At 72.2% G+C, this 23,841-nt stretch carries 24 protein-coding genes and 1 riboswitch; of the genes, 9 read left to right on the forward strand and 15 right to left on the reverse strand.

Going from position 1 to position 23,841, the window contains the following annotated elements; genetic code table 11:
- Window positions 1-14: 14 nt before the first annotated feature.
- The 10 genes from ABD366_RS07760 to ABD366_RS07805 all read right to left on the reverse strand — a co-directional run bounded on the left by ABD366_RS07760 (window position 15) and on the right by ABD366_RS07805 (window position 10,195).
- Window positions 15-1,082: an LLM class flavin-dependent oxidoreductase gene (locus ABD366_RS07760; protein WP_324776578.1), complete on the reverse strand. Its 1,068-nt coding sequence runs from the start codon at window positions 1,080-1,082 to the stop codon at window positions 15-17.
- Complete coding sequence (locus ABD366_RS07765; protein WP_324776576.1) at window positions 1,079-1,840, reverse strand: ABC transporter ATP-binding protein; 762 nt, start codon at window positions 1,838-1,840, stop codon at window positions 1,079-1,081. Before ABD366_RS07765 ends, ABD366_RS07760 begins: the two co-directional genes overlap by 4 nt.
- Window positions 1,816-2,676 carry an ABC transporter permease gene (locus ABD366_RS07770; protein WP_324776574.1) on the reverse strand — a complete coding sequence of 287 codons (861 nt, stop codon included), beginning with the start codon at window positions 2,674-2,676 and terminating at the stop codon, window positions 1,816-1,818. The genes ABD366_RS07765 and ABD366_RS07770 overlap by 25 nt, the downstream gene beginning before the upstream one ends.
- Window positions 2,673-3,758 carry an ABC transporter substrate-binding protein gene (locus ABD366_RS07775; protein ID WP_324776572.1) on the reverse strand — a complete coding sequence of 362 codons (1,086 nt, stop codon included), beginning with the start codon at window positions 3,756-3,758 and terminating at the stop codon, window positions 2,673-2,675. Before ABD366_RS07775 ends, ABD366_RS07770 begins: the two co-directional genes overlap by 4 nt.
- 130 nt (window positions 3,759-3,888) lie before the next feature.
- The gene (locus ABD366_RS07780) at window positions 3,889-4,017 is read right to left on the reverse strand and encodes a putative leader peptide (protein WP_324776570.1); all 129 of its coding nucleotides are present in this window, start codon (window positions 4,015-4,017) and stop codon (window positions 3,889-3,891) included.
- A 146-nt stretch (window positions 4,018-4,163) separates the two neighbouring features.
- Window positions 4,164-5,537: an NtaA/DmoA family FMN-dependent monooxygenase gene (locus tag ABD366_RS07785; protein WP_324776567.1), complete on the reverse strand. Its 1,374-nt coding sequence runs from the start codon at window positions 5,535-5,537 to the stop codon at window positions 4,164-4,166.
- A gap of 21 nt (window positions 5,538-5,558) precedes the next feature.
- A complete protein-coding gene (locus ABD366_RS07790; RefSeq protein WP_324776565.1) occupies window positions 5,559-6,770 on the reverse strand; it encodes an LLM class flavin-dependent oxidoreductase in 1,212 nt (403 codons plus the stop codon).
- A 229-nt stretch (window positions 6,771-6,999) separates the two neighbouring features.
- Window positions 7,000-7,110 (reverse strand): putative leader peptide, encoded by a 111-nt coding sequence (locus ABD366_RS07795; RefSeq protein WP_324776563.1) that lies wholly within the window; start codon window positions 7,108-7,110, stop codon window positions 7,000-7,002.
- A gap of 391 nt (window positions 7,111-7,501) precedes the next feature.
- A complete protein-coding gene (locus ABD366_RS07800; protein ID WP_324776561.1) occupies window positions 7,502-8,161 on the reverse strand; it encodes a YceI family protein in 660 nt (219 codons plus the stop codon).
- Between the two features lie 216 nt (window positions 8,162-8,377).
- The gene (locus ABD366_RS07805; RefSeq protein ID WP_324776559.1) at window positions 8,378-10,195 is read right to left on the reverse strand and encodes a flavin-containing monooxygenase; all 1,818 of its coding nucleotides are present in this window, start codon (window positions 10,193-10,195) and stop codon (window positions 8,378-8,380) included.
- Between the two features lie 283 nt (window positions 10,196-10,478).
- Between ABD366_RS07805 and ABD366_RS07810 the strand changes: the two genes are divergently transcribed.
- Together ABD366_RS07810 and ABD366_RS07815 are read left to right on the forward strand one after the other, a co-directional pair.
- Window positions 10,479-11,531, forward strand: coding sequence for an SDR family NAD(P)-dependent oxidoreductase (locus tag ABD366_RS07810; protein ID WP_324776557.1), 1,053 nt, complete (start codon window positions 10,479-10,481; stop codon window positions 11,529-11,531).
- A 110-nt stretch (window positions 11,532-11,641) separates the two neighbouring features.
- Window positions 11,642-12,673, forward strand: coding sequence for an SMP-30/gluconolactonase/LRE family protein (locus ABD366_RS07815; RefSeq protein WP_324776555.1), 1,032 nt, complete (start codon window positions 11,642-11,644; stop codon window positions 12,671-12,673).
- A gap of 59 nt (window positions 12,674-12,732) precedes the next feature.
- On the opposite strand, the gene ABD366_RS07820 is transcribed toward ABD366_RS07815, so the two are convergent.
- Window positions 12,733-13,353, reverse strand: a complete 621-nt coding sequence (locus ABD366_RS07820; RefSeq protein WP_324776553.1) for a TetR/AcrR family transcriptional regulator — start codon at window positions 13,351-13,353, stop codon at window positions 12,733-12,735.
- 88 nt (window positions 13,354-13,441) lie between these two features.
- Entirely contained in the window at window positions 13,442-14,311 is an 870-nt protein-coding gene (locus tag ABD366_RS07825; RefSeq protein ID WP_324776551.1) for a DUF3152 domain-containing protein, read from the reverse strand.
- Window positions 14,312-14,507: 196 nt separating this feature from the next.
- Between ABD366_RS07825 and ABD366_RS07830 the strand changes: the two genes are divergently transcribed.
- The 3 genes from ABD366_RS07830 to ABD366_RS07840 all read left to right on the forward strand — a co-directional run bounded on the left by ABD366_RS07830 (window position 14,508) and on the right by ABD366_RS07840 (window position 17,715).
- Window positions 14,508-15,200, forward strand: a complete 693-nt coding sequence (locus ABD366_RS07830; protein ID WP_324776549.1) for a response regulator transcription factor — start codon at window positions 14,508-14,510, stop codon at window positions 15,198-15,200.
- A 71-nt stretch (window positions 15,201-15,271) separates the two neighbouring features.
- Entirely contained in the window at window positions 15,272-16,864 is a 1,593-nt protein-coding gene (locus ABD366_RS07835; RefSeq protein ID WP_324776547.1) for a sensor histidine kinase, read from the forward strand.
- Window positions 16,861-17,715, forward strand: coding sequence for a hypothetical protein (locus ABD366_RS07840; RefSeq protein ID WP_324776545.1), 855 nt, complete (start codon window positions 16,861-16,863; stop codon window positions 17,713-17,715). Before ABD366_RS07835 ends, ABD366_RS07840 begins: the two co-directional genes overlap by 4 nt.
- 112 nt (window positions 17,716-17,827) lie before the next feature.
- Here the strand turns inward: ABD366_RS07840 and ABD366_RS07845 are convergent, their stop codons facing one another.
- Window positions 17,828-18,340, reverse strand: coding sequence for a DUF3592 domain-containing protein (locus tag ABD366_RS07845; RefSeq protein ID WP_344441337.1), 513 nt, complete (start codon window positions 18,338-18,340; stop codon window positions 17,828-17,830).
- A 95-nt stretch (window positions 18,341-18,435) separates the two neighbouring features.
- Entirely contained in the window at window positions 18,436-19,044 is a 609-nt protein-coding gene (locus ABD366_RS07850) for a TetR family transcriptional regulator (RefSeq protein ID WP_324776543.1), read from the reverse strand.
- An 81-nt stretch (window positions 19,045-19,125) separates the two neighbouring features.
- Here ABD366_RS07850 and ABD366_RS07855 point away from each other — a divergent pair, with 81 nt between their 5' ends.
- Complete coding sequence (locus ABD366_RS07855) at window positions 19,126-20,121, forward strand: oxidoreductase (protein ID WP_324776542.1); 996 nt, start codon at window positions 19,126-19,128, stop codon at window positions 20,119-20,121.
- 12 nt (window positions 20,122-20,133) lie between these two features.
- Here the strand turns inward: ABD366_RS07855 and ABD366_RS07860 are convergent, their stop codons facing one another.
- Window positions 20,134-20,847 carry a class I SAM-dependent methyltransferase gene (locus tag ABD366_RS07860; RefSeq protein ID WP_324776540.1) on the reverse strand — a complete coding sequence of 238 codons (714 nt, stop codon included), beginning with the start codon at window positions 20,845-20,847 and terminating at the stop codon, window positions 20,134-20,136.
- A gap of 351 nt (window positions 20,848-21,198) precedes the next feature.
- On the opposite strand from ABD366_RS07860, the gene rho reads away from it, so the two are divergent.
- The 3 genes from rho to ABD366_RS07875 all read left to right on the forward strand — a co-directional run bounded on the left by rho (window position 21,199) and on the right by ABD366_RS07875 (window position 23,544).
- Complete coding sequence (rho, locus tag ABD366_RS07865) at window positions 21,199-22,377, forward strand: transcription termination factor Rho (protein ID WP_324776538.1); 1,179 nt, start codon at window positions 21,199-21,201, stop codon at window positions 22,375-22,377.
- Window positions 22,378-22,448: 71 nt separating this feature from the next.
- The gene (locus ABD366_RS07870) at window positions 22,449-22,949 is read left to right on the forward strand and encodes a GNAT family N-acetyltransferase (RefSeq protein ID WP_324776536.1); all 501 of its coding nucleotides are present in this window, start codon (window positions 22,449-22,451) and stop codon (window positions 22,947-22,949) included.
- A 169-nt stretch (window positions 22,950-23,118) separates the two neighbouring features.
- Window positions 23,119-23,544: an inorganic diphosphatase gene (locus tag ABD366_RS07875; RefSeq protein ID WP_411293898.1), complete on the forward strand. Its 426-nt coding sequence runs from the start codon at window positions 23,119-23,121 to the stop codon at window positions 23,542-23,544.
- 46 nt (window positions 23,545-23,590) lie between these two features.
- Window positions 23,591-23,810: riboswitch (cobalamin riboswitch) on the forward strand.
- Window positions 23,811-23,841: the final 31 nt, after the last annotated feature.

The raw sequence follows: 23,841 nt of genomic DNA on the forward strand, positions 1-23,841 counted from the left end.
CACTGCGGAGCCCCTCAAAACGCCCGCAGCCTGGGCAGGAGCCGGTCGCCGACGCGGGCGGTCTCCTCCCGGTACGGGGTGTCGGACAGCACGAAGTGCGTGACGCCGAGCTTGCGGTAGTTCGCCAGGGCCGTGGCCACGTCGTCGGGTGAGCCGACGAGCCAGGTCGTCGCCGCTCCCCCGCCGCCGAACCGGCCCGGAGTGGTGTAGAGGCAGGTGTCGAGCACCTCGCCGCGCTCGACGAGGTCGAGGAGCCGTCGCTGGCCGACCGCCGCCCTCTGGCTCTTCGCCCACGTCGGTTCCCGGTCAGCCTCCGCCATCCTGGCGACCTTCTCCTCCGCCGCCCGCCACGCCTCCTCGGTCGTGTCGCGCACCACCGTGGTGATCCGCAGCCCGAACTCGAGCGGCTGGTGAGGACGGTCCACCGCGGCGCTCAACTCCCGCAGCCGGTCGATGCGTTCGGCGATCCCGTCGAGCGGCTCGCCCCAGAAGAGCTGTACGTCGGCCTCGGCCGCCGCCACGCGTTCGGCGGCCGGGGACGCACCGCCGAAGTAGAGCGTCGGGTGGGTCCTCCCCTCGGTGGCGAAGGGCCGCGGCGCCACCGTCGAGTCGGTGACCCGGAAGTGCTCACCGTGGAACGTGACCCGCTCCTGCGTCCACAGCCGCCGCACCAGGTGCAGGAACTCCTGGGTGCGGCCGTAGCGTTGGGCGGGGTCGACATTGGTGTCGCCGTACGCGCCCGGGTTGTCGAGGCCGCTGACGATGTTGACCAGGACCCGGCCCCGGCTGAGCTGGTCGAGGGTGGCGGCGGCGCCGGCGAAGTGCGCGGGCTGCCAGTACCCGGGGCGGATCGCGACCAGCGGCTTGAACGTCGTGGTCCGCGCGGCCAGTGCCGTGGCGAGGGTGAAGGTGTCCGGGCGGCCCCATCCGGTGCCGAGCAGGGCGCCGCCCCAGCCGTGTGCCTCCGCGGCGAGGGCGAGTTCGGTCGAGTGCTCGATCGATCCCCAGCCGGCCGTGGTGTCGTCGCCGCGGTGCCCCGGCTCGACGGTGTTGGGGATGTACCAGAGGTGTTCCGGGCTCATCGGAGGTCCTCCTGGGTGAGTTCCACACCGAGGCGCGCGAGCAGGCGGTCGCGCAGCTCCGCGTACGCCGGACTGTCGTGGCGGCGCGGGGCGGGCAGCTCGACGGGGATGTCGACCGCGATCCGGCCCTCTTCGAGTACGGCCACCCTGTCGGCCAGGGCGATGGCCTCGTCGACGTCGTGGGTGACGAGCAGGACGGCGGGCCGGTGCCGCTCGCACAGCTTCCGCAGCAGGGTGTGCATGCGGATCCGGGTGAGGGCGTCGAGCGCGCCGAACGGCTCGTCGGCGAGAAGCAGTCGGGGTTCGCGCACGAGGGAGCGGGCGAGCGAGACGCGCTGCTGCTCACCGCCGGACAGCTCGACGGGCCAGGCCCGCTCGCGGCCTTCGAGGCCGACCTCGGCGAGCGCGGTGCGGCCGCGCTCCACGGCGTCCGGACCGCTCAGGCCGAGGACGACATTGTCCAGAAGCCGCTTCCACGGCAGCAGCCGCGCGTCCTGGAAGACCACCGACACGTCGTCGGGGGCGGCCAGTTCACCGCTGCCCGCCACGTCGTGGTCCAGGCGGGCGAGCGCCCGCAGCAGGGTGCTCTTGCCGGAGCCGCTGCGTCCGAGGAGCGCCACGAACTCGCCCGGGGCTATGGACAGTTCGAGACCGTCGAGGATGTTGCGGTCGCCGAGAGTGCGGACAAGGTGCTCGATGCGGACGGTGTTGTCCGTGGGTGCCTCGGGTGTCTTCAGCCCGCCAGGGTGCGTCGCCATGACAGGGTCCTCCTCTCGACGAGTCGTACCAGGGCGTCGGAGATCAGCCCGAGGAGTCCGTACACGACGAGCCCGACGATGATGACGTCGGTCTGTCCGTAGGTGCGCGCGAGCTCCATCATGTAGCCGATGCCGCTGGTGGCGTTGACCTGCTCGACGACGACGAGCGCCAGCCAGGCGGCGGTCACGCCGAAGCGCAGCCCCAGCAGGAATCCGGGGAGCGCCCCCGGCAGGACGACATGGCGGACGAACTGGACCCTGCTCAGCCGTACCGTCTCGGCGAGTTCGGCGTAGCGGTTGTCGATGGTGCGCAGTCCGTTGTGGGTGTGGATGTAGATCGGGACGAAGACGCCGAGCGCGATCGTGATGACCTTCATCGTCTCGCCGATGCCGAACCACAGGACGAGGAGGGGGATCAGGGCGAGCGAGGGGATCGCCCGCTTGATCTGCACCGGTCCGTCGACGAGCCCCTCACCGAGGCGGCTCAGACCGGCGACGAGGGCGAGCAGCAGTCCCGCGGCGGTGCCGAACACCAGGCCAAGGAGGGCGCGTTGGGCCGAGGTCGCGAAGTTGGACTGCAGGCGGCCGTCGGCGATGAGGTCGCCCGCCGTGCCGGCGATGGTCCAGGGCGCGGGCAGACTGCGGGCGTCGATGAGTCCGGCGCCCGAGCCGGCCGCCCACACCGCGAGCAGCAGCAGCGGACCGAGGGCCCAGCCGTACGGGATGGGACGGCCCGGCCCCAGTTTCCTGCGTGTGCGTGCGCGGGGGCGGGAGCGGGCGGTTTCGCCCGGTGGCGCCGCGGCCGCCGCCCGCTGTTCGAAGGCCGTCGTGCTCATGGCGTCTTCCTTTCACCGGCGGTGGCGCCCGCCGTGGCGTCGGCGGCGACACGCTCGTAGCGGCGGTCGAAGAGGGTCCCCGCGTCGAACGTCTTGTGGTCCTGCTCCTTCGCCAGCAGGTCGACGGTCTGCTGCTGGCGCTCGATGGCGCCGGACCAGTCGGCCGGGAAGACCGGATGGCCGGCCCTTTTGACGAGGTACTCGCCGTCCTCGCGGCTCAGCCCCTGGTCCTTGACGTAGTAACCGTCGATCCATTCCCGCGGATGTGCGTCGGCCCAGAGCCCCGCGCGCGCCCAGAACGTGATGAGTTCCCTGATGGCGGCCGATTTCTGGGCGTCGACGACGGAATCGGTGAGAGCCCACAAGTGCGCCGGGTCGTCACGGAGTCCGTGCTTGACGGTCGTGCCGCCGTCCTTTCCGTATTTCGTCAGATAGCGCTTGATATTGACGTCGGCGATGGGCGCGGCGTCCACCTGGCGGTTTCCCAGGGCGGTGGGATAGACGTCGCCGGTGCTGGCGAGTTCTACGAGGTCGACGTCCTTCTGCGTGAGACCGGCCTTCTTCAGAATTCTGAGGACGAGCGCCCCCTGCGCCTGGCCCGGGCTGTAGGCGATCTTCTTCCCGCGCAGGTCGGCGAGCGTCTTGATGTGGGCGCCCGGGGCGATCCCCAGCTCGTAGATCGGGTCCGCGATCGGGTCCTTGCGGAATTTGGCGGCGACGAGTTTGGTGTCCAGGCCGGTCCAGTGGGCGTTGATCGAGGGAATCTCGGCGGACGAGCAGACATCCAGCGCGCCGGCGCGGAATGCCTCGGAGCATTGCGGTCCGCCGCTGATGTTGGCCCATTTCACTTTGAAGGGGAGCTTGTCGATCTGCCCGGACAGTTCGAGGGCGACTTCGAGGTCGGGTGCTCCGACGGTGAGGGTGGTGTCCGAGGAGACCTTGGCCGGGATCTTCTGCGCGGCAACCTTCGCGCTGGTGACCGCGGACTGCGTATTGCTCACACACGAGGTCAGCAGCAGGGCCGCGGCGACAGCGGCCGGCACGCCGGCGCGCAGGAAAGGGGGCAGGACGGTACGGGGCATGGTTCGGGCCTTCACAGGACGAGGGGCGCGGCGGGGCGCGGAGGAGCGCGGGCGCGAAAGAGCGCGGGCGCGCGGGAGAAGAGGCGGCGGCCGAGGTGCGAGCGGGCCGCGGAAGGAGCGGCCGGAGGCGTCAGGCGCTACAGAGAGCGGTGGCGACGCGGCGCAGGTCGATGTGGATGCGCGCGGCCAGGTGTGCGTCGCGGAGGGAGGCGAGCGGGGCGAGGGGAGCGGACGCGGCGGCCGGTCGGCGGACCTGCATCTCGACTCCCCTCGATCCGGGGCGGACTGATCCGCCGGCTTCCGTACGGTGCTTGCGAACGATGATCGGGGCCCGGGGCACCGGCCGTCAACAGCGCTGTGTTGCCGCCCTGTTGCAGTCTTGTGGAGCCGGATTTCGCAAGAACTTCATGAAGCTTCGCGCTCGTTCCGCACGTCGTCGGGGTGGGCGAGGCCGAGGTGGTGGCGCAGGGTGGGGCCCTCGTACTCGGTGCGGAAGACCCCGCGTTCCTGGAGGAGCGGGACGACCTGGTCGGCGAAGGCGTCGAGGCCGCCGGGGGTGAGGTGCGGGACAAGGATGAAGCCGTCACTGGCGTCGGCCTGCACGAGCTCGTCGATGGCGCCGGCGACGGTGGCCGGGGAGCCGACGAAGGTCTGCCGGTTGCCGGTGTGGATGACCAGCTCGCGGATGGACCACTGGTTGGCGGCGGCCAGTTCGCGCCACTCGCGGGCGGTGGCCAGCGGGTCGCGGTACATGCGGACCTGGGCCCGGCCCTCGGCGATGTGGTGGTCCTGGACGTCCGGATCGATGTCGGGGAGCGGTCCCTCGGGGTCGTACGCGCTCAGATCGCGGTTCCAGACGAACTCCAGGTGCTTGATCGCGGTGGCTCCGCTGACCTGCCGGCGCCGTACGTCGCGGGCGAGTTCCTCGGCCTCGGCGTCGGTGTCCCCGAGCACGAAGGTCGCGGCGGGCAAAATCTTGAGCTGGTCGGGTGTACGGCCGTACGCGGCGAGGCGGCGTTTGACGTCCGCGTAGAAGGCCTGGCCCTCCTTCAGGGTGGCGTACCGGCTGAAGATCGCGTCGGCGCTCGACGCGGCGAACTCCCGGCCCTCCTCGGAGTCCCCCGCCTGGAAGACGACGGGCCGGCCCTGCGGGGACCGGGGGACGTCGAACTGGCCGTTTATGTCGAAGTGCTGTCCGGAGTGGACGAACGAGCCCGCCTTCGCGTCGCTCAGGAACGTTCCGGTGGCCGGATCGGCGACGATCTCGTCGCCGCGCCAGGAGTCGAAGAGTTCACCGGTCGTGGCCAGGAACTCCTTCGCCCGCGAGTAGCGCTCGTCCTGGGGGAGGAAGCCGCCGCGGCGGAAGTTCTCGCCGGTGAAGGCGTCCCAGGACGTGACGACGTTCCAGGCGGAGCGGCCACCGGAGAGGTGGTCGAGGCTGGCGAACTGGCGGGCCACCTCGTAGGGCTCGTTGAACGTGGAGTTGATGGTGCCGGTCAGTCCGAGGTGCTCGGTGACGGCGGCGAGCGCGGCCAGGACGGTGAAGGTGTCGGGTCGGCCGACAACGTCCAAGTCGTATATCTTTCCGCCCTGTTCGCGCAGTCGCAGTCCCTCGGCGAGGAAGAGGAAGTCGAACTTGGCGCGCTCGGCGGTCCGTGCGAAGTGCGCGAACGAGCTGAACTCGATGTGGCTGCCGGCCTTCGGATCGCTCCACACGGTGGTGTTGTTGACACCGGGGAAGTGGGCGGCCAGATGGATCTGCTTCAGTGGCTTGCTCATGTCGTACGTTCTCCGTCCGGCTCAGGCGGTCGCGGTCGCGGCGTAGCGGTTGGCGGGGCGGGCGAGCCCGAGCAGTCCGCGCAGGGTGTCGGCCTCGTAGGCACGGCGGAAGGCGCCTCGGCGCTGGAGTTCGGGGACGAGGCCGCGGGTGATCGCCGGCAGGTCGTGACCGAGCACGGCGGGCCGCAGCCGGAATCCGGACAACCCTGCCCCCTGCAACTCCTGCAACACATCGGCCAGTTGTGAGGGTGTACCGGCGAAGATACGTGCGTCGCTGGTGTACGGGGTTCCGGCGAGGCCGTCGAGACGCGCACGGCGCGCGTGCGCGGCGGCCGGGTCGTCGTCGAGGAACACGACGAGGTCACCGAAGACGTGCAGCGGCTGCTCCGCGCGGCCCGCGGCCTCCTGCTCGGCGCGGATCTCGGCGACGATGCGCCGGGCCTCGTCGGCGTCGTGCGGGGTGACGTAGCCGATGTCGCCCTGCCGGGCCACCAGCCGGTACGGGACGCGTTGGTGGGCGAGGGCGCTGACGACGGGCTGGCCCTGGGGCGGCCTCGGGGTGATGGAGGGGCCCTTCACGCTGAAGTGGCGGCCCTCGAAGTCGATGTAGTGCAGTTTGTCGCGGTCGACGAAACGGCCGGTCGCCTCGGACCGGATCTCGGCGTCGTCCTCCCAGCTGTCCCAGAGTCGGCGCACGACCTCCACGTAGTCGGCGGCCTCGTCGAAGAGGTCGGTGACCAACTCCCCTGCGGTTGCTATCTGTTGGGGGTCGATCGTCGGGATCGTGCGGCGGCCGAAGTGGGCGGCCTCGTTCGGGCGGGCGGAGACCTGGACGCGCAGCCCCGCGCGTCCGGTGCTCACGTAGTCGAGGGTGGCGATGGCCTTGGAGAGGTGGAACGGCTCCGTGTGCGTGACCACCGCGGTCGGCACCAGGCCGATGTGCCGGGTGAGCGGTGCGATCCGGGCGGCGAGCAGGACGGCGTCGAGGCGGCCCCGGACCTGGTCGCCGCGGCCGTCGGGTTCGAAGGGGTGGGAGGACTGGAGGCCGAGGCCGTCCTCGAAGGTGACGAAGTCGAGCAGCCCGCGCTCGGCCTCGGCGACCAGGTCCGCCCAGTAGGCGGCGGTGAACAGGTCGCGGGGCCGGGCCACCGGCTCACGCCAGGAGGCCGGGTGCCAGCCGGTGCCGTCGAGGGCGACGGCGAGATGCAGCGCGGGAGTGGGTGCTGAGGACACAGGTGTGCCTTCCTGAGAGTCCGTACGAGAGCGCGGCCCCGCGCGTGCCGGACGCGGGCCATGGGGCGGCGCGGGGCGGGACGCGGCGGGGACGGAGCCTGAACCGGCGGCCGGGACAGCGCCGTTCAGGGGCGAGCGCCGGTCAGAAGTGAGCGCAGGTCGAGAAGTGAGCGCAGGTCGAGAGACGAGCGCGGTTCAGGGACGAGCGCTGTTCAGGGGCGAGCGCTGTTCACAGGCGACAGAGCGCGCCGGCCACGCGGCGCAGGTCGATGTAGGGCCGGGTGTGGAGCCGGACGCGGCGGCGGGGGTTCAGGGCGCGGGGGCAGGGCTCGCGTCGCACGCCCCACCTCCGTCCGCTCCGCCGGGGCAGTGCCGTCCGGCGCGACTCGTCGTAGCTCACAACGGTCGCGCCGCGCTGTCTGTTCCTGGCGTACGGACGTGCCGGACGGCGTCGACGGGAGCCCGCGCGCCCGGAACCGCCGGGCCCGTGGGGACGTCGTCGCCACGGGCCTCGCTGGGGTGCACCTCGGAACGCGATCTCACCCGACCATGTCTAACAGGCGGATGACCTTCGGATCATTGCGGGCGCATGAAATCCGCGGCGCAGGCGCACATGGCGGCGCCCTCCGCCGGCCCGGGGCCGGGGAGGGCGCGCCTCGCGACTCTTGTGCGGTGTTACGTCAGCGGTGTTACGTCAGCGGTGTTACGTCAGCAGTGTTACGTCAGCAGTGTTACGTCAGCGGCGTGGCCCGGACCGCGGAGATGTCGAACTGGAGACGGACCTTCTCGCTCACCATGGTGCCGCCGGCTTCGAGGCGCTGGTTGTAGACCAGCCCCCAGTCGGTGCGGTCGATGGTGGTGGTGCCGTCGAAACCGGCCCGCTCGAAGCCGAAGGGGTCCAGGACCGAGCCGAGGTAGTCGAGTTGCAGCTCGACGGGCCGGGTGACGCCGCGGATGGTGAGATCGCCCGTCATGCGGAAGGTCTCGCCGCCCTCGTGGACCGTGGAGGTGCTGCGGAACACCATCTCCGGGTGGCGCTGCGCGTCGAAGAAGTCCTTGCCGACGAGGTGCGCGTCCCGCTGTTCCACCCCGGTGTCGACACTGGCGACCCGGATGACGAGCTCGGCCCGCGACAGGGCGGGCCGGGCGCCGTCGAAGTACAGCGTGCTGTCGTAGTCGGCGAAGGCGCCGCGCACCGTCGTGACCATCGCGTGCCGCACGGAGAAGCCGACCCGGCTGTGCGGGCGGTCGATGGTCCACTCGCCGGTCAGCGCGCGCAGCGCCGGGTCGAGCGCGACACCGGCGGCCGCGGCCGCCGGAAACGGAGTACCGGGGCCGACGTCGGGCGTCGGCTCGAGGGTCGCGGTCGGGCGACGGCTGAAGATACCCATGATGTCGTCGTCTCCTTCGAGTCTGATCGCTCCGTGCTATCACGCGAACTCCGGTTCGCCCATGGCGAGATGAGCGGCTCGTCCGGGTTCCATGCAGTGGCCTGCAAAGATGCACAGGATCAGCACGAATGTGGGTGCACGCTCGGGTGTCGGACCCTCACGCACGGTCACTCGGGAGACGTTGGGGCTTCAGGGTGTTCCGGCGGCTCGCCGGACCTACCGGACCGGTGCGGCGGTCTTCGGCCGCAGGGCCTCGTCGATGTTCTCCTCGCGCCAGCGGCGCAGCAGGTCGTGGAAGGCGACGGCGCCGTGCGGGTATGCCATCGGACCGTTCGGGCGGCCCCGGCCCTCACGGTTGTAGTAGCCGGGGGTGCACTCGGCGTGGAACCACGCGTGGTCCGGGGCGTCCTGTGCGCAGACGCCGATCCAGGCGTCCTCGACCTCGGGGGTCGGCTCCACGACGGCGTCCTTCTCCTCCGCGGCGGCGATCAGGGCGGCGGCGTGCACGGCCTGCTCGTCCAGGATGTGCGTGTAGTTGACGCTGCTGGCGTTCTGCAGCGAGCCCATCTGGATCAGGTTCGGGAAGCCGTGGCTGGTGAATCCGTGCAGGCTGCGCGGTCCCTGCTGGGCCCGCGCCTGGAGGAGCTGCAGGCCGTCGCGGCCGGCCACGGGCAGCTTCCCCGAGGTGACACCGGAGACGCCGACGGAGAATCCGGTGGCGAAGATCAGGCAGTCGACCTCGTACTCCACCCCGTCCACGACGACTCCGCGTTCGGTCATGCGCTCGATGCCGTGCGTGTCGGCGGTGTCCACGAGGGTGACGTCGTCCCGGTTGAACACGGGCAGGTACAGGTCCGAGAACGTGGGGCGCTTGCACGCGTACCGGTACCAGGGCTGGAGGGCCGCGGCGGTGGCCGGGTCGGTGACCTCGGCGGCGACGCGGTCCCGGATCCGGTTCATCGCGGCGTGGTCGGCGGCCTCGTACGCGGCCTCGAAGTCCGGTTCGCCGTCGCGGCGGAAGCTGGGCAGGAGCTTCTCCAGGAGGGCGGCCGACTCCGTCCAGCCGTCGGTGACCAGGTCCCGCTCGGCGTCCTCCCCGGAGACGATCCGCAGGAAGTTCTCGCGGCGCTCGGCGGCCCAGCCGGCGCGGTCCGCCCCGACCTCCCCGGGTGTCGTGCGCCGCTGGCCCCGCACGTCCACGGCGGAGGGGGTGCGCTGGAAGACGTACAGGTGCCCGGCGTCCTCGGCCAGCTTGGGGATGACCTGCACGCCGGTGGCGCCGGTGCCGACGACGCCGACCCGCTTGCCCGCGAGGCCGGTCAGGCCGCCCTCGGGGCCGCCGCCGGTGTAGCCGTAGTCCCAGCGGGAGGTGTGGAAGGTGTGGCCCTTGTACTCCTCGATGCCGGGGATGCCGGGCAGCTTGGGCTCCGAGAGCGTGCCGGTGGCGGTGATGACGTAGGTGGCGCGGAACTCGTCGCCGCGGTCGGTGCGCACCACCCACTGCCCTCCGTCCTCGTCCCAGGTCAGGGAGGTGACAGCGGTGGAGAACAGGGCGTCCTCGTACAGCTTCGACTGCTCGGCCATGCGCACCGCGTGCCGGCGGATCTCCTCGCCCGGGGCGTACTTCCACTCGGGCACGTACCCGGTCTCGTCGAGCATCGGCAGGTAGATGTGCGACTCGATGTCGCAGTGGATGCCCGGATAGCGGTTCCAGTACCAGGTGCCGCCGAAGTCACCGCCCTTCTCGACGACGCGTATCCGGGCCACGCCCTGCGCGCGCAGGCGTGCGCCCGCCAGGATCCCGCCGAAGCCGCCGCCGACGACGGCCACGTCCACCACGTCGTGCAGCGGCTCGCGGTCGGCCGGCTCGCCGACGTACGGATCGGCGGCGAAGTAGCCGAACTCCGCGGTGGTCTCCCGGTACTGGCCGGGGCCCTCGGGGCGCACGCGGCGTTCGCGCTCGGCGCGGTAGCGCTCGCGCAGCGCGGCCGTCTCCTGCGGGGTGGGCGGGTTGTCGCACGGCGGCAGGGTCATCGGGCGGGGTCCTCTCGTGGGGGAGACGAGCACGGGGCGCCGCACGGGGGTGGGGCGGTCCCGGTCTGGGCGTCCCGCGCGGCCCCAGGTACCGTAACGCAACAACCGGACAGTGTTGTCCGGTAGTGGCGGGAAGCTGCCTCCGCGGCTCCCGCGCGAACCCGGCACAACCCGTTCCGACACGGCCGACCCGGCTCGACCCGACTCGACCCGACACGGCCGACCCGACTCGACCCGACTCGGACCGGACCGGCCCGACCCCACCCGACACGAAAGGCCCGCGATGCCGAAGGTCACCCCCGCCTCCCCGCTGCGCGACTGGCTGGCGCACCCCGCCGCCGGACAGGTTCTGCGCGGCATGCTGGCCGCCCAGGGCCAGAGCGAAGAGGCCCTCTCCCCCGCCCTCGGGCTGCCGTTGGAGCAGCTTGTGCGGATGTCCGGCGGGAAGTTCCCGCCGGAACTCGTGGACGCCCTGGTCACGGCCGCCGAGACGGGTCTGGTCCCCGAGGGCGTGCCGACGGCTCCCCCGGCCACGGCGGTGGCGGAGCCTGACGCGGGCGTCGAGATCGGCGCGCCCGAGCCGTGGACCGAGCAGGTCACGCCGGGCCGCTTCGACGGGCAGACCGTCCTCGTCACCGGCGCCGCCTCGGGCATCGGCCGGGCCGTCACCGCGCGCATCGTGCGTGAAGGGGGCCGGGTGATCGCCGTCGACGTGTCCGAGGGCGTCGCGGCCGTCGCCGCCGAACTGGGCGCGGCGGTCGTCCCCGTCACCGCGGACATCACCGCGCCGGATTCGGCCGAAACCGTTCTGTCCGCCGCGGGCGGCCGCGTGGACGGCCTGGCGAACGTGGCCGGCGTCATGGACGACGACGCCGCCGTCCACGAGGTCGACGACACGATCTGGGAGCGCGTCATGCGCGTCAACGTCGACGGCCCCATGCGCCTGATGCGCGCCGTCGTACCCGGCATGCTCGCCGCGGGCGGCGGCCGGATCGTCAACGTCGTCTCCGAGGCGGCCCTGCGCGGCTCGGCCGCCGGCGCCGCGTACACGACCTCCAAGCACGCGCTGGTGGGCCTGACGAAGTCGTCGGCCTACCAGTACGCGGGCACCGGCGTACGGGTCAACGCCGTCGCCCCGGGCGCGGTGGCCACCGGCATCCAGATGCCCGCCCCCGCCCCGTACGGCTCGGCCCGCACCGCGAAGATGCGCGTCGCGATCCCCAACCTGGCGATGGCCGAGGAGCTGGCCGCCTCGATCACCTTCCTCCTCAGCAAGGACGCGGTGAACATCAACGGCGCGATCCTGCCGTCCGACGGCGGTTGGTCGGCCGCCTGAGGCCCGGGCCCAGAAGGCCCGGCGCCGAAGAGACCCCGGCGCCACCAGTACGTCCTCCCGCTCGGCACGACGTCCGGCTCCCCGGACGACAGGAAGGAGCACACCCCCGCATGACCACGCACCGCACGCCCAGCGCCCTGGCGGGTCTGGCCGCCGCCGGTCTGCTGGCCCTCACCGGCTGCGGCACCCAGTCGGCGAGCGCCCCCGCCAAGAGCCCCGCCACGCCCGGTGAGGGCAGGAGCATCCGGGCCACGCAGGTCGCGCATGTGACCGACGTGCACGAGGCCACCGGCATGACGCTGCTGGAGGGCCCGGTCCTCGACACGCACGGCAACCTGTCCCTCGTGGACGTCACCGCGCCCCCCGGTGAGCCCAAGGTCATCTCCGTCGACGTGGCCACCGGCAAGCACAGAGGCGTCTACACCGACAGGACCGGCGCGTACACCTCCGCGCAGATCAGCCCGTACGACGGCCGCATGTACCTGACCGACTTCGCCACGGGTTCCGTCGTCAGCATCGAGCGGGACGGCTCGGACCCGCGGACGTTCTTCTCCGGCAAGGTCGACGGCTCCACGATGACCCCGGACGACATCGCCTTCGACGACGACGGCCATCTGTACGTGAGCGACGCGCACGGCACGGAACCGGAGGAGACCGACGGCCGTATCGTGCGCATCGACCGCGACGGCAAGCGGACGACCGTCCTGGCCGACGGGCTCGCCCAGCCCAACGGGATCATGTTCGACCCCGGACTGCACGGCCTGTGGATCAGCGAGCTCACCGAGGACACCGTCTCCTACCTGCTGCTGAACGCGGACAGGACCACGGTGACCTCCCAGCACGAGGCCATCCACGTCGACGGCGGTCTGGCCCAGACCGACTCGATCGCCGTGGACGCCGACGGCAACCTCTACCAGGCGCTGCACGGACGGCCCGCCATGGCGGTCTACAGCAAGTACGGGGCGCGCCTGGCCACCGTCGAACTCCCGGCCAAGGACGCCGAGGGCCTGCGGTCGGCCACGAACGTCGCGATCACTCCGGGCCGCACCAAGGCCTATATGACGGTCAGCGGGCCCGACGGCGGATACGTCTACGGGTTCACCGCCCTGGGCAAGGGCATCCGCCAGTCCAACGGCGGCTGAGCCTCGGCCATTTGATCGTCGGCCTGCTCGTCGGTCTATTCGTCGGCCTATTCGTCGGCCTATTCGTCGGCGGGCGCTTCCCAGGGCCGTACCGGTCCCACCTCTACCCGGAGCAACTTCCAGGCCCGCAGGGCGAGGCGCTCCCGCTCCGCCAGGGTGGGGCCGGCGACGGCCCCGGAGACCATCGCGACGGCGAGCATGAGGTCGTCGGCGGAGAGAGCGTGGCCGGCGGGCTGGCACCGGGCCAGGACGCTGTGGACGCGGCCGGCCAGCGCGCGGGCCTCCTTGCCGTCGCCGCGCACACGCAGCAGGTCGACGAAGGCCGTCGACCGGGTCATGTGCCAAGTGACCACGCCCAGCACGCTCTTGAGGCTCGCGCCGGGCCCGTCGGCGGCCAGCTCGATCTGCCGCACGTTCTCGTCCAGGACGGCGGAGGCGAGGGCGACCCGGTCAGCGAAGTGCCGGTAGAGGCTGCCCTGCCCCACTCCGGCGCGGCGTGCGACAGCGGAGAGCGGCGCGTTCAGCCCCTGCTCGGCGAAGACCTCGCGGGCCGCGGCGATGAGGGCGGCGCGATTGCGGGCCGCGACCCGTCGCCCCTGGTTGGCCGGGCGGCCGCTCCCCGGCGCGTCCGCGCCCGGGGCGCTGGCCTGGGGTTTCCGGGGCTCGGCGGGGTTCGTCACCGGGGCAGCCTAGTACGGGCGCCCGGCACGCCGGTCCGGCGGCACGCGTCCGCCGCCGCACGCTTCCAACGGACCGGGCGGCTACGGCTCACGCCACGCTGGGTCCGCCGAGGTACGTGCCGTGTCTGTCGTACGGCCAGGCGTTGGCGCGGCAGCCGCGCAGGCCGTCGATCTGCTGCATCATCGCCGGAGCCAGGCGGCCGGGCCCGGGACAGGTCTCGTGGCCGTGGCCGATACGGTGCCCGACCTCGTGGTTGATGATCAGCGCCCGGTACTCGTGCAGCGGCCCGGAGAACTGCGGGGAGCCGGTGTTCCAGCGCTTGAGGTTCACGATGACCTGGTCGCCGACATCGCAGTTGACCTCACCGCGGGTGTGCAGCCCGGCCGCACCGCAGATCCGGTCCACCGTGTCCGGCGTAGCGATCTTCACCTCGAAGTCGTACGGGCCCGAGGAGACCAGCTGGAACCCGTTTCGGCCGTCGGCCGTCCAGCCGCGCGGGTCGGCCAGGATTCCGTCGATCTCCTTGGCGGCGCCGTTCACCGAGAGGCCCGTACCGTGCTCCACCTGGACTTTGTAGCGGCGGACGGTGCCCTTGCCGACCGCTTTGCCGGAGGCGGTGGCGGTGCTGAACGTGTTCGTTCCGCGCGTGGAGGACGACGTCGCGGAGGCCGACGGGGGCGGGGTGCTCTCCGGCGGACTCTGCGGCGCGGACGGCGAACTCTGCGGTCGCGGGGTGGCGTCGCGCCGGTGGGCGTCCGTGCCGGTCCCGGTCCCGGTCCCGGTCCCGGTCCCGGTCGCCGAGCTGGCCGTGCCTCCGTTCTCGTAGACCATCAGCAGGGTCAGCGCCGTGACGGCCGCCAGCGCGACCAGGCCGAGCAGGCGGACCCGTCGAGCGGGCGCGCGGCTGGTCCGGTGGGTGGCCGGGCGTCGGGTGGATGGCTTCTTGGCGTGGCGCATGTCCTCCAGGCTGTGAAGCCCATGTGATGGGACGTGGCGCACAAGGTCACGGACGGATAACGAAGAAGGGGTCGTCCGGCCGGCCCGACGCATGACGGGCCGCACCGGCTGCGCGCGTAAGACCATTGCGTAACGACTGGCGCCCGACGCCCCCGCACCAGCCGGACGGCGCAGGTCACGGACGCATACTGAGGGCATGTCCCGCGTACTGCTCATCGAGGATGACGACTCCGTCCGCCGGGCCGTCGACCTCGGGCTCAGACGTCAGGGCCATGAGGTCCGCACGGCGGTCACCGGAGAGGAAGGGCTGCTCCGGATGGCCTCGTTCCGGCCCGATGTACTGGTCCTCGATCTGATGCTGCCGGGGATGGCCGGGCTCGATGTGTGCCGCCGCGTGCGGGAGAGCGAGCAGCTGCCGATCATCATCGTGACCGCCAAGGGTGATGACGTGGACGTGGTGGTCGGCCTCGAGGCGGGCGCCGACGACTATGTCGTCAAGCCGGTGCGGGCCCGCGTCCTGGACGCCCGAATACGTGCGGTGCTGCGCCGCGCCGACGCCCCGGCACCGGTCGGGGCCGGGCCGCGTGTCGAGTCGCACGGCCCGCTCTCCATCGACCGGACCGGCCTGGCCGTGGCCCGCCACGGCGTGCCCGTCCTCCTCGCCCCCTCCGAACTGCGCCTGCTGCTCACCCTGTCCGCCTCACCCGGCCAGGTCTTCAGCCGGCAGCAACTCCTCGAAGCCGTCTGGGAGCACAGCTACCACGGTGACATCCGGCTGGTCGACGCCTGCGTCAAACGGCTGCGCTCCAAGCTGGGCGAGACCCGCGCGGAGCCGCAGTGCATCGAGACGGTGCGCGGTTTCGGCTATCGCTTCCGCTCGGCGGCATGAGAAGAACCGGCGTGGGACAGACGGACGCGGGACGAACCGGCGTGGGACAGACCGGCCCGGGAAGAACCGGCATGCCCAGAAAGCGCGCGCTCCTCGGTGCGTGGGCCACCGCCCGGCGCTCCCTGAGCAGCCTCCGGACCCGCCTGGTCCTCTCCTTCGTGCTGGTCGCCGCCGTGAGCGCGCTCGGCACCGGCGCCCTGACCTTCCGGGAGGCCCGCACCGGTGTGCTCCAGCAGAGCCAGGACACCGTGGTCAACCAGTTCCGGCAGAGCGTCGACGCCCTGATCCCCACGGTGCCGCCCGCCCCCGACCAGGCCGATCTCGACGTGCTCGTGTCGCAGCTCGCGCGGGACCACCAGCCGCAGCGATGGCGGGTCACGGCCACCTACGGAGGGCTGACGGCGGCCTCGGCCCCCTCGTCCGGTCCGGGCGCGCCGACACCTGAACTGACGCCCGCGCTGCGCAAGTCGGTCACCTCACGCGCCGTGGCCGTCTTCCAGCGCGTGCGCACGGACGGCCGGTCCGTACTCGTCGTCGGGCTTCCGGTCACCTACACCGAAGACACCTATACGACCCGCACCCTGTCCGGCCTGTCCCTGTACCTCGTGGTACCGCAGCGGACCGAGCAGACCTACGTCAACGCCCTGGTCACCGCCGTCGAACGCGCCACCCTGCCCGCTCTGGTGCTCGCCGTCCTGCTGGCGCTGCTCCTCGCGCGCGGAGTACTGCGTCCCGTACGGGCGCTGCGCGGAGCGACCCGCCGCATGGCCATCGGGCACCTCGACACCCGGCTCGCCGTACAGGGCTCCGACGAACTCGCCGAGCTCTCCCGGTCGTTCAACGAGACCGCCGCCGCGCTGGAGAAGTCCGTAGCCGAACTGCGGCGGATGGAGGACCGGGCCCGGCGCTTCGCCGCGGACGTCTCGCACGAACTGCGGACCCCGCTGGCCGCGATGACCGCCGTCACCGACGTCCTCGCCGACGAGGCGCCGCTCCTGGAGGGCGACACCGGGGACGCCGTGCGGCTCATCACCGAGGAGACGGTACGGCTGACGCGGCTGGTGGACGATCTGATGGAGATCTCCCGCTTCGACGCGGGCGCGGCCCGGCTCCACCTCGACGACATCGATGTGGCGGAGTCCCTCCGGCGGACCCTCTCGGCGCGCGGCTGGCTCGCGGAGGTGGACACCGATCTGAGGGAGGGCGTGCGGGCCCGGGTCGATCCCCGCCGCCTCGACGTGGTGATCGCCAACCTGATCGGCAACGCGCTGCGCCACGGCCGCCGTCCGGTGACCCTGACGCTGGACCTGCGCGAGGACCGGCGAGAACAGGCTGACGGCGACGGATCCGAGGGGTGGCTGGTGATCGAGGTGGCCGACCACGGCCCGGGTATCCCCGCGGCGGCGCTGCCCCATGTCTTCGACCGTTTCTACAAGGCCGGTCCGGCGCGGACCCGCAGCGAGAGCAGTGGTCTGGGGCTCGCCATCACGGCGGAGAACGTCCATCTGCACGGCGGCCAGGTGCACGCGGCCAACCGGCCGGGCGGCGGCGCCGTCCTCACCGTCGTCCTCCCTACGAGACCGCGCGAGGCGCAGGACGCGGACGCGGATGCGGACGCCGGGCAGCACGACGAGCCGCGGCACGAGGAGAGGGGACCCGAATGAGGCAGGGCAGGGGCGACCGCCCCGCCGCGGTGCGCAGGACCCGTCGGTCGCTGCGCCGGGCCGCCCTGATGCCCGCGGTCCTCGCCGCCACCCTGGCGGGGTGCGGGGTCCAGCCCTCCGAGGTGGTCGAGGTGGGCGAGCCCGCCAAGGGGATGTCACCGGCGACGGCGGTCTACTTCCTGGTCCGGGACACGGAGGTCTCCCGGCCGCCGCAGGCCGCTCCGACGCCGGGTGTCCCGGCCTCTGGCGTTCCCGACCCGGAGGGTGACAGCGAGCCGCCTGCGAACAGTGGCGGTGCGTCGGCCCCGGGCGGCAACGGCAAGCCGGCTCCGGACGGTGTCGACGAACCGTCCACGACCGGGCCGGGTGCCGCGGGGACTTCGGGAGATCTGCACGCGGCGCCCCGCCCGGCGGCCCCGTCCGGTACCGATCCGGTCACCTACGCGGTGCGGCAGCTTCTCGCCGGTCCGACCGCCGCGGAATCCGACGGACTGACCACGGCCCTGCCCGAGTTGGAGCACCCGTCCCGGGTGACGACAGAGGTGACGACCGAGAAGGGCTCCGGCACCGACACATTCCTGGTCCGCTTCCCCGTCGGCACCGCCCGGCCGACGGGGCCGGCCCTGCGACAGCTGGCCTGCACCGCCGCCCGCACCCACCATGCGCAGCGAAACAAGGACAGTGCGGACCGGGAGGGTGCGGCGAGGACGACAAGTGTCCCGGCGACGGGCGCGATGCCGGCGGAGCACGATCCCGTCCGCGTCCAGGTCACCGACCGGCAACCGGGCAAGGGCCAGGAACCGCGTGACAGCTGGGAGATCACCGTGACGGACAACGGCTGCCCAGGCTAGGGCCTGTCCGGCGGATCCGGTCGCACCGTGGTGGCCCGCGCTGTCCTGCGCCGGCGCCCCCGCGACCGCGACAAGATCCGCCGGACAGGCCCTGGGACGCGGGCGGGCCCGCCTACTTCCGCAGGTCCACCACGGGCGCCGTCCGCACTCCCCCGGCCCCTGACCGCCGCCGCACGATCGCCACGGTCGTCCCGATCCCCGCGATCAGCAGCCCGATCCCGCTGAAGATCAGCGGCAGCAGCCACATCGAGAGGAACCCGTCGATCCGCGCGTCCTCGGGGGAATCGGCGCGGTACAGCACATCGACCTGCTCGCCCCGCTCGTACGAGGGCGGATTGGAGCCCCCCGAGCTCCGGAACGTCCTCGTTTCGCCGTCCGCCGACGTGAACTCGACCACCGGGTACGCGACGGTGCTGCTGGACGACCGGTTCCGATGGGAGCCGCTGCTGTGGCTGGTGCGCCACTCGAGGTCCGTCACCGTGCCCCTGGCCCGCTCCGCGCTGGACGCGTACGAGATCGACACCCCTGCCAGGATCAACCCGATGACCAGGAACAGCGATCCGAACGCGATCACCCCGAAGGTGATCCACCACGCGGAACCCCGCCCACGCACCTGACTCTGCACGACATCCCTCTCACTTGCCCGCTTGTCCGAAGCGGGAGGGACGCTATCGCAGTCGGCCGCTCTCCGTGCTCCCGCCCATGCGGTGGTACGGAGTCCTACGGGGGCCCGTCCAGCGCGCGGGCGACGACGGCGAACGCCTGGTCGAGGAGGGCGACCGGGTCCTGGGCCGCGTCGCTGGCGCTCCAGCGTTGCAGGACGACGTGGAAGGCGTTGAGCGCCGCGCCCGTGGCGAGACGCGGGTAGAGGTCGGTCTCGGGGTCCAGGCCGACGCGGCCCGCCAGTTCCTCGGCGAGATCGTCGCGCCACTGCACCTGACGCTCCAGGAAACGGGCGTGCAGGGCGGGGGTGCGCAGGATCAACTGGACGACGCGCAGCGCCCGTTCGGAGTCGGCGGCGCAGGTGGTGACCGGGACCCGTACCGCGTGCAGCAGGGCCGCGGCCGGTGTCTCGCCGGCCGGCCGCTCGGCGAGGGCCGAGCGCATGTCCGCGCCCATGTCGGCCAGGAACTGGACGACGACGTCCTCCTTGGACGCGAAGTAGCGGAAGAAGGTCCGCTTGGAGACTCCGGCGGCCGCGACGATCTCGTCGACGGTGACCGCGTCGAAGCCCTTGAGCGCGAGCAACTGCAGGGCCGCCTCGGTCAGTTCGTCCGAGACGAGCTGCCGTTTGCGCTGGGCAAGGCTCAGGTGGGGTCGCGTACTCACCCCCACACCCTACACGCCATGCCCCGGATGACACTCAGGCGCGTCTTGACACCAAGTGCCATCAAGGCCAGTCTGTGCCGCATGAATCAGGAACAGCGGTGGGACATCGGCCGGATTCCGGACCGGACAGGGCGGGTGGTGGTCGTCACGGGGGCGGGCAGCGGCCTCGGCCTGGCGAGCGCACGGGCCCTCACTCGCCGGGGCGCGCACGTGATCATGGGTGTGCGCGACCCGGACAAGGGGCGGGCGGCGGCCGCGACGATCACCGCCGCCCAGCCGGACGCACGCCTCGAGGTGCGCCGGCTCGACCTCGCGGACCTGGGTTCGGTGCGTTCGTTCGCCGATGAACTGCGCGCCGGTCATCCGCGCGTCGATGTGCTGATCAACAACGCCGGGGTGATGGCACCGCCCCGCACCCTCAGCGCGCAGGGTCACGAGGTGCAGTTCGCGACGAACCACCTCGGGCACTTCGCGCTCACCGGGCTGCTGCTCGATCTGCTGGCGCAGGCGCCGGATCCCCGGGTGGTGACGGTCAGCTCGCTCGAACACCGCAAGGCGCGCATCGACTTCGACGACCTGAACGGTGCGCGCCGGTACGCGCCGATGGAGTTCTACCGGCAGTCGAAGCTGGCCAACGCCGTGTTCGGCCTCGAACTGCACCGGCGCCTGTCCGCGGCCGGCTCCCCGCTGCGCAGCGTGCTCGCGCATCCCGGCTACAGCGCGACCGGCTTGCAGACCAACGGCACGGTCCGGCTGCCGCGTCTGCTCTTCGGCTACCTGGCGAGGCCGCTGGCCCAGTCCGCGGACCAAGGCGCGCTGCCGCAGCTCTACGCGGCGACCGAACCCGGCGTACAGGGCGGGGAGTTCATCGGTCCGGACGGCCGGGGCGAGATGCGCGGTGCGCCGACACGGGTCGAGGCGGCGCCCGGCGCCGTCGACACCCAGGTGGCACGGCGGTTGTGGGAGGTGTCGGAGGAGCTGACGGAGGTGCGCTACCCGCTCCCAGTTCCGGCCCCGACCCCGACCCCGGCTCCGGCTCCGGCTCCGGCTCCGGCTCCGGCTCCGACTGAGTCGTAAGGCCGAGGTCGCCTAAGAGCGGCGAGTGGCCACGACGAGCCGGCAGCGCGGGCTGCCGTCGGGCCGCTCGCCCAGCTCGGGCAGCGCCCGCAGCGCGACGTCGAACCCGGCCCGGCCCAACTCCCTGTGTACGTCGCCGAGTCGGAACGGGCGGTAGTACATGACGAACGGCGGCCGCCACACGGCGTTGCGCACGCGCATCACCCCGTCGAAGCCGAGCATCGCCCAGTATCCGCGCGACCCCGGCCGCGGCGGCGCCGGCAGCGGGAACGCGAACTGCCCGCCCGGGCGCAGCACTTGGCGCACCTGGCCGAACAGATCCGGGTACTGCCCCGGCACGAAGTGGCCGAACGCGCCGAAGCTCACCACCAGGTCGAAGACGGGCCCGAAGGGCAGCGCGAGGGCGTCCCCGCGGACGTACGAGGCCGCAGGCCCACCGGCGCGCGCGACCTCCAGCATGCCCGCGCTGAAGTCGACGCCCACGGCCCGCCCCGCGCACACCTCGCGCAGCACGCCGAGCCCGGCCCCGGTCCCGCAGCACAGGTCGAGCCCGGTCTCGTACGGCCCGAGTTCGCGCAGCGCCCGCGCGACCGGGTCGAGCAGGAGGTCAGGCGTGCGGAACGGCGTGTGGTCGAACTTCGGCGCGAGCAGGTCGTAGCCGCGCTCGACCGACGACAGCGCCTGAACGGCCAGCTCGCGGAGGGTGGGGCCCTGGGGTGTGAACATGGCGGATCAGCATAGATCGGCGGGCCGCCGAAAGCCGCTCTTGCCGCGCACCCGGGGTCGGATGCTACTGTCTCAGTGGCACATGTGTTACGCCCCTTCGAGGCGCCGGTGCCGATCTCTTCTCCTCAGCGCCTGAGCGCACCTCCTTTCCGGTCTGCGTCACAGCGTGCGTCACCCCTGGTCAACAGGTTTCCGGCGGATTCTTCCCGCCCCTGCGCTGCCAGGTCCCTCTCCCGGCCACGGGCTGTTCTGCCCGTCCACGGGGCGTGACATTCCGCCCCGCCTCGCGCCGGATCCCACCCCTCCTCTGCCCGCGTACGGACCGCGTCCGCGAAAGGACCCTGATCGACCATGACCAGCACCACTCTCGAAGCGCTGGAAAAGCCCAGCACCGCCGCGGAGAGGCCGCGCGCCGCCTCCGCACCCAAGGCCCCCGTCCGGACCGCCGGCGTCCTCGACATCGGCGTGAACGGGCAGGGCCTGCTGCGCGGGAGGGACCTGTTGCCGACCTCCCGCGATGTCCAGGTCCCCGCCACTCTCATCCGTCAACTCGGCCTGCGCAAGGGCGACTTCGTGGACGGGCTGTGCGCCAAACCGCACACGCTCAGCCACGTCGAGACCATCGACGGCGCCCCCGTCGACGCCGTGCGCCGCCGCCCCCGCTTCGGCGACCTCACCCCGCTCCACCCCGCGGCACGGCTGCGCATGGAGAGCCCGGCGAGCGGCCTCGGGGGCCGCGTCGTCGACCTGTTCGCCCCCATCGGCAAAGGGCAGCGCGGACTGATCGTCGCGCCGCCCAAGACCGGCAAGACCGTCCTGCTCCAGCAGCTCGCCGCGGCCGTCGCCGCGAACCATCCCGAGGCCGAGCTGATGGTGGTGCTCGTCGACGAACGCCCCGAGGAGGTCACCGACATGCGGCGCTCCGTGCGCGGCGAGGTGTACGCCTCCACGTTCGACCAGCCCGCCAAGGCACACATCGCGCTCGCCGAGCTCGCCGTGGAGCGCGCCAAGCGCCTCGTCGAACAGGGCCGCGACGTGGTGATCCTGCTCGACTCCCTCACCCGGCTGTGCCGCGCCCACAACAACGCGGCCTCTTCAGGTGGCCGCACCCTGTCCGGCGGTGTCGACGCCGCCGCGCTGTTCGGCCCGAAGCGCCTGTTCGGCGCCGCCCGCAACACGGAGGAGGCCGGCTCCCTGACGATCCTCGCCACGGCCCTGGTCGACACCGGCTCCCGCGCCGACGACTACTTCTTCGAGGAGCTCAAGAGCACCGGCAACATGGAGCTGCGCCTCGACCGCTCGCTCGCCGACCGCCGCGTCCACCCCGCCGTCGACATCACCCCCTCCGGGACCCGTCGCGAGGAACTCCTGCTGCCCGCACCCGAGTTGACCGCCGTACGGGGGCTGCGCCGGGCCCTCCAGGGCCGCGAAGGCCAGTCCTCCTACGAGGCACTGCTCGACAAGCTGCGCCGCACCCCGGACAACGCCGCGTTCCTGCGCCAGGTCCATTCGACGGTGCCCACCGGCTGAGACCGGTACCCACCGGCTGAGACCGGTACCCACCGGGCCGACGCCTCCCCCGGGTGCGTAATACTCGCTGTATGACCTCGAGCATTACGCGCCCCGGTGGCGGCCCGGCCGTCACGGTGCGGCGGGCCACCGCGGGCGACGCCAGACGCCTGACCCGGCTCGTGCGCGGCTCCCGCGCCTACGAGGGCCCGTACGCGGGAATGGTCGCGGGCTACCGGGTCGGCCCCGACTACATCGAGGCGCACCGGGTCTTCGTCGCGACCGGCGCGACCGGCGGGGCGGACGAGCGCGTACTCGGCTTCTACTCCCTGCTCCTCGCCCCTCCCGAGCTGGACCTGATGTTCGTCGCGAACGACGCGCAGGGCCTGGGCATCGGACGTCTGCTCGTCGCGCACATGCGGGCGGAGGCCGCGACCGCCGGGCTCGACCATGTGCGCGTCGTCTCCCACCCGCCCGCCGAGGGCTTCTACCGCAGCGTGGGGGCCCTGCGCACCGGGACCGATGCCGCGCATCCCCCGGCCGTCGCCTGGGACCGCCCCGAACTCGTCTTCCCCATCTCTCCCTCGGTGTGACTCCCGCGCGGTCCGAGGGGTTCCGGTCTCGCCGCGCACGGCGCACACTCGGGGGCATCCGAGCGGGCGGCAATGGGGCAAGGAGGCCACATTGGGCGGCAGCGAGACGCGCGGCGACGCGTTCGACGTGATCGTGGAAATACCGCAGGGCTCCCGGAACAAGTACGAGATGGATCACGAGCTCGGCCGGATCAGGCTCGACCGCATGCTGTTCACCTCGACCCAGTACCCCGCGGACTACGGCTACGTCGACGGCACGCTCGGCGGCGACGGCGACCCGCTGGACGCGCTCGTCCTGACCGACGACCCCACCTTTCCCGGCTGCACCATCGAGTGCCGGGCGATCGGCATGTTCGTGATGAGCGACGAGAAGGGCCCGGACGAGAAGGTCCTCTGCGTCCCCGCCCACGACCCGCGCCATGCCTCGATCCAGGACATCGAGGACATCCCCGAGTTCGACCGCCTGGAGATCACCCATTTCTTCGAGGTCTACAAGGACCTGGAACCCGGCAAGTCGGTGGAGGGCTCGCACTGGGAGGGCCGCGACAAGGCGTACGAGGAGATCGGGCGGGCCCGCGCGCGCCGGCGGGGATAGCCGCCCGCGGTGGGACAGCCGCCCGCGGCGCCGGGGAGTGCGTCGACTAGGGTGGCCGGGCCGTGGTGCTCGGGAAGACCGGTGACGGCCCCCAGGGGTCAAGTCCGGAGCGGCCCTCGCCACTGTGATCGGGTTCCGCACCGCCCTCGGGTGGGTGCGGAACACGCCGTTCCACCGCGCCACTGGACGCCTTCGGGCTGCTGGGAAGGCAGGAGCGGCGTGGCACACCCGTAAGCCAGGAGACCGGCCGCGGCATCTCACGAAGTGATCCACGAGGTGCTGGAGCGTGATCAAGGC

The organism is Streptomyces kunmingensis, from assembly GCF_039533535.1.
GTDB classification, from domain to species: Bacteria; Actinomycetota; Actinomycetes; order Streptomycetales; family Streptomycetaceae; genus Streptomyces; species Streptomyces kunmingensis.

Excerpts from the sequence above, each read along its gene's own strand:
- rho (WP_324776538.1), top strand. The coding sequence starts at position 21,199 with ATGACCAGCACCACTCTCGAAGCGCTGGAAAAGCCCAGCACCGCCGCG.
- ABD366_RS07860 (WP_324776540.1), bottom strand. The coding sequence starts at position 20,847 with ATGTTCACACCCCAGGGCCCCACCCTCCGCGAGCTGGCCGTTCAGGCG.
- ABD366_RS07815 (WP_324776555.1), top strand. The coding sequence starts at position 11,642 with ATGACCACGCACCGCACGCCCAGCGCCCTGGCGGGTCTGGCCGCCGCC.
- ABD366_RS07770 (WP_324776574.1), bottom strand. The coding sequence starts at position 2,676 with ATGAGCACGACGGCCTTCGAACAGCGGGCGGCGGCCGCGGCGCCACCG.
- ABD366_RS07780 (WP_324776570.1), bottom strand. The coding sequence starts at position 4,017 with ATGCAGGTCCGCCGACCGGCCGCCGCGTCCGCTCCCCTCGCCCCGCTC.
- ABD366_RS07835 (WP_324776547.1), top strand. The coding sequence starts at position 15,272 with ATGCCCAGAAAGCGCGCGCTCCTCGGTGCGTGGGCCACCGCCCGGCGC.
- ABD366_RS07855 (WP_324776542.1), top strand. The coding sequence starts at position 19,126 with ATGAATCAGGAACAGCGGTGGGACATCGGCCGGATTCCGGACCGGACA.
- ABD366_RS07810 (WP_324776557.1), top strand. The coding sequence starts at position 10,479 with ATGCCGAAGGTCACCCCCGCCTCCCCGCTGCGCGACTGGCTGGCGCAC.
- ABD366_RS07875 (WP_411293898.1), top strand. The coding sequence starts at position 23,119 with ATGGATCACGAGCTCGGCCGGATCAGGCTCGACCGCATGCTGTTCACC.
- ABD366_RS07800 (WP_324776561.1), bottom strand. The coding sequence starts at position 8,161 with ATGGGTATCTTCAGCCGTCGCCCGACCGCGACCCTCGAGCCGACGCCC.
- ABD366_RS07830 (WP_324776549.1), top strand. The coding sequence starts at position 14,508 with ATGTCCCGCGTACTGCTCATCGAGGATGACGACTCCGTCCGCCGGGCC.
- ABD366_RS07840 (WP_324776545.1), top strand. The coding sequence starts at position 16,861 with ATGAGGCAGGGCAGGGGCGACCGCCCCGCCGCGGTGCGCAGGACCCGT.
- ABD366_RS07760 (WP_324776578.1), bottom strand. The coding sequence starts at position 1,082 with ATGAGCCCGGAACACCTCTGGTACATCCCCAACACCGTCGAGCCGGGG.
- ABD366_RS07785 (WP_324776567.1), bottom strand. The coding sequence starts at position 5,537 with ATGAGCAAGCCACTGAAGCAGATCCATCTGGCCGCCCACTTCCCCGGT.
- ABD366_RS07870 (WP_324776536.1), top strand. The coding sequence starts at position 22,449 with ATGACCTCGAGCATTACGCGCCCCGGTGGCGGCCCGGCCGTCACGGTG.
- ABD366_RS07775 (WP_324776572.1), bottom strand. The coding sequence starts at position 3,758 with ATGCCCCGTACCGTCCTGCCCCCTTTCCTGCGCGCCGGCGTGCCGGCC.
- ABD366_RS07765 (WP_324776576.1), bottom strand. The coding sequence starts at position 1,840 with ATGGCGACGCACCCTGGCGGGCTGAAGACACCCGAGGCACCCACGGAC.
- ABD366_RS07825 (WP_324776551.1), bottom strand. The coding sequence starts at position 14,311 with ATGCGCCACGCCAAGAAGCCATCCACCCGACGCCCGGCCACCCACCGG.
- ABD366_RS07805 (WP_324776559.1), bottom strand. The coding sequence starts at position 10,195 with ATGACCCTGCCGCCGTGCGACAACCCGCCCACCCCGCAGGAGACGGCC.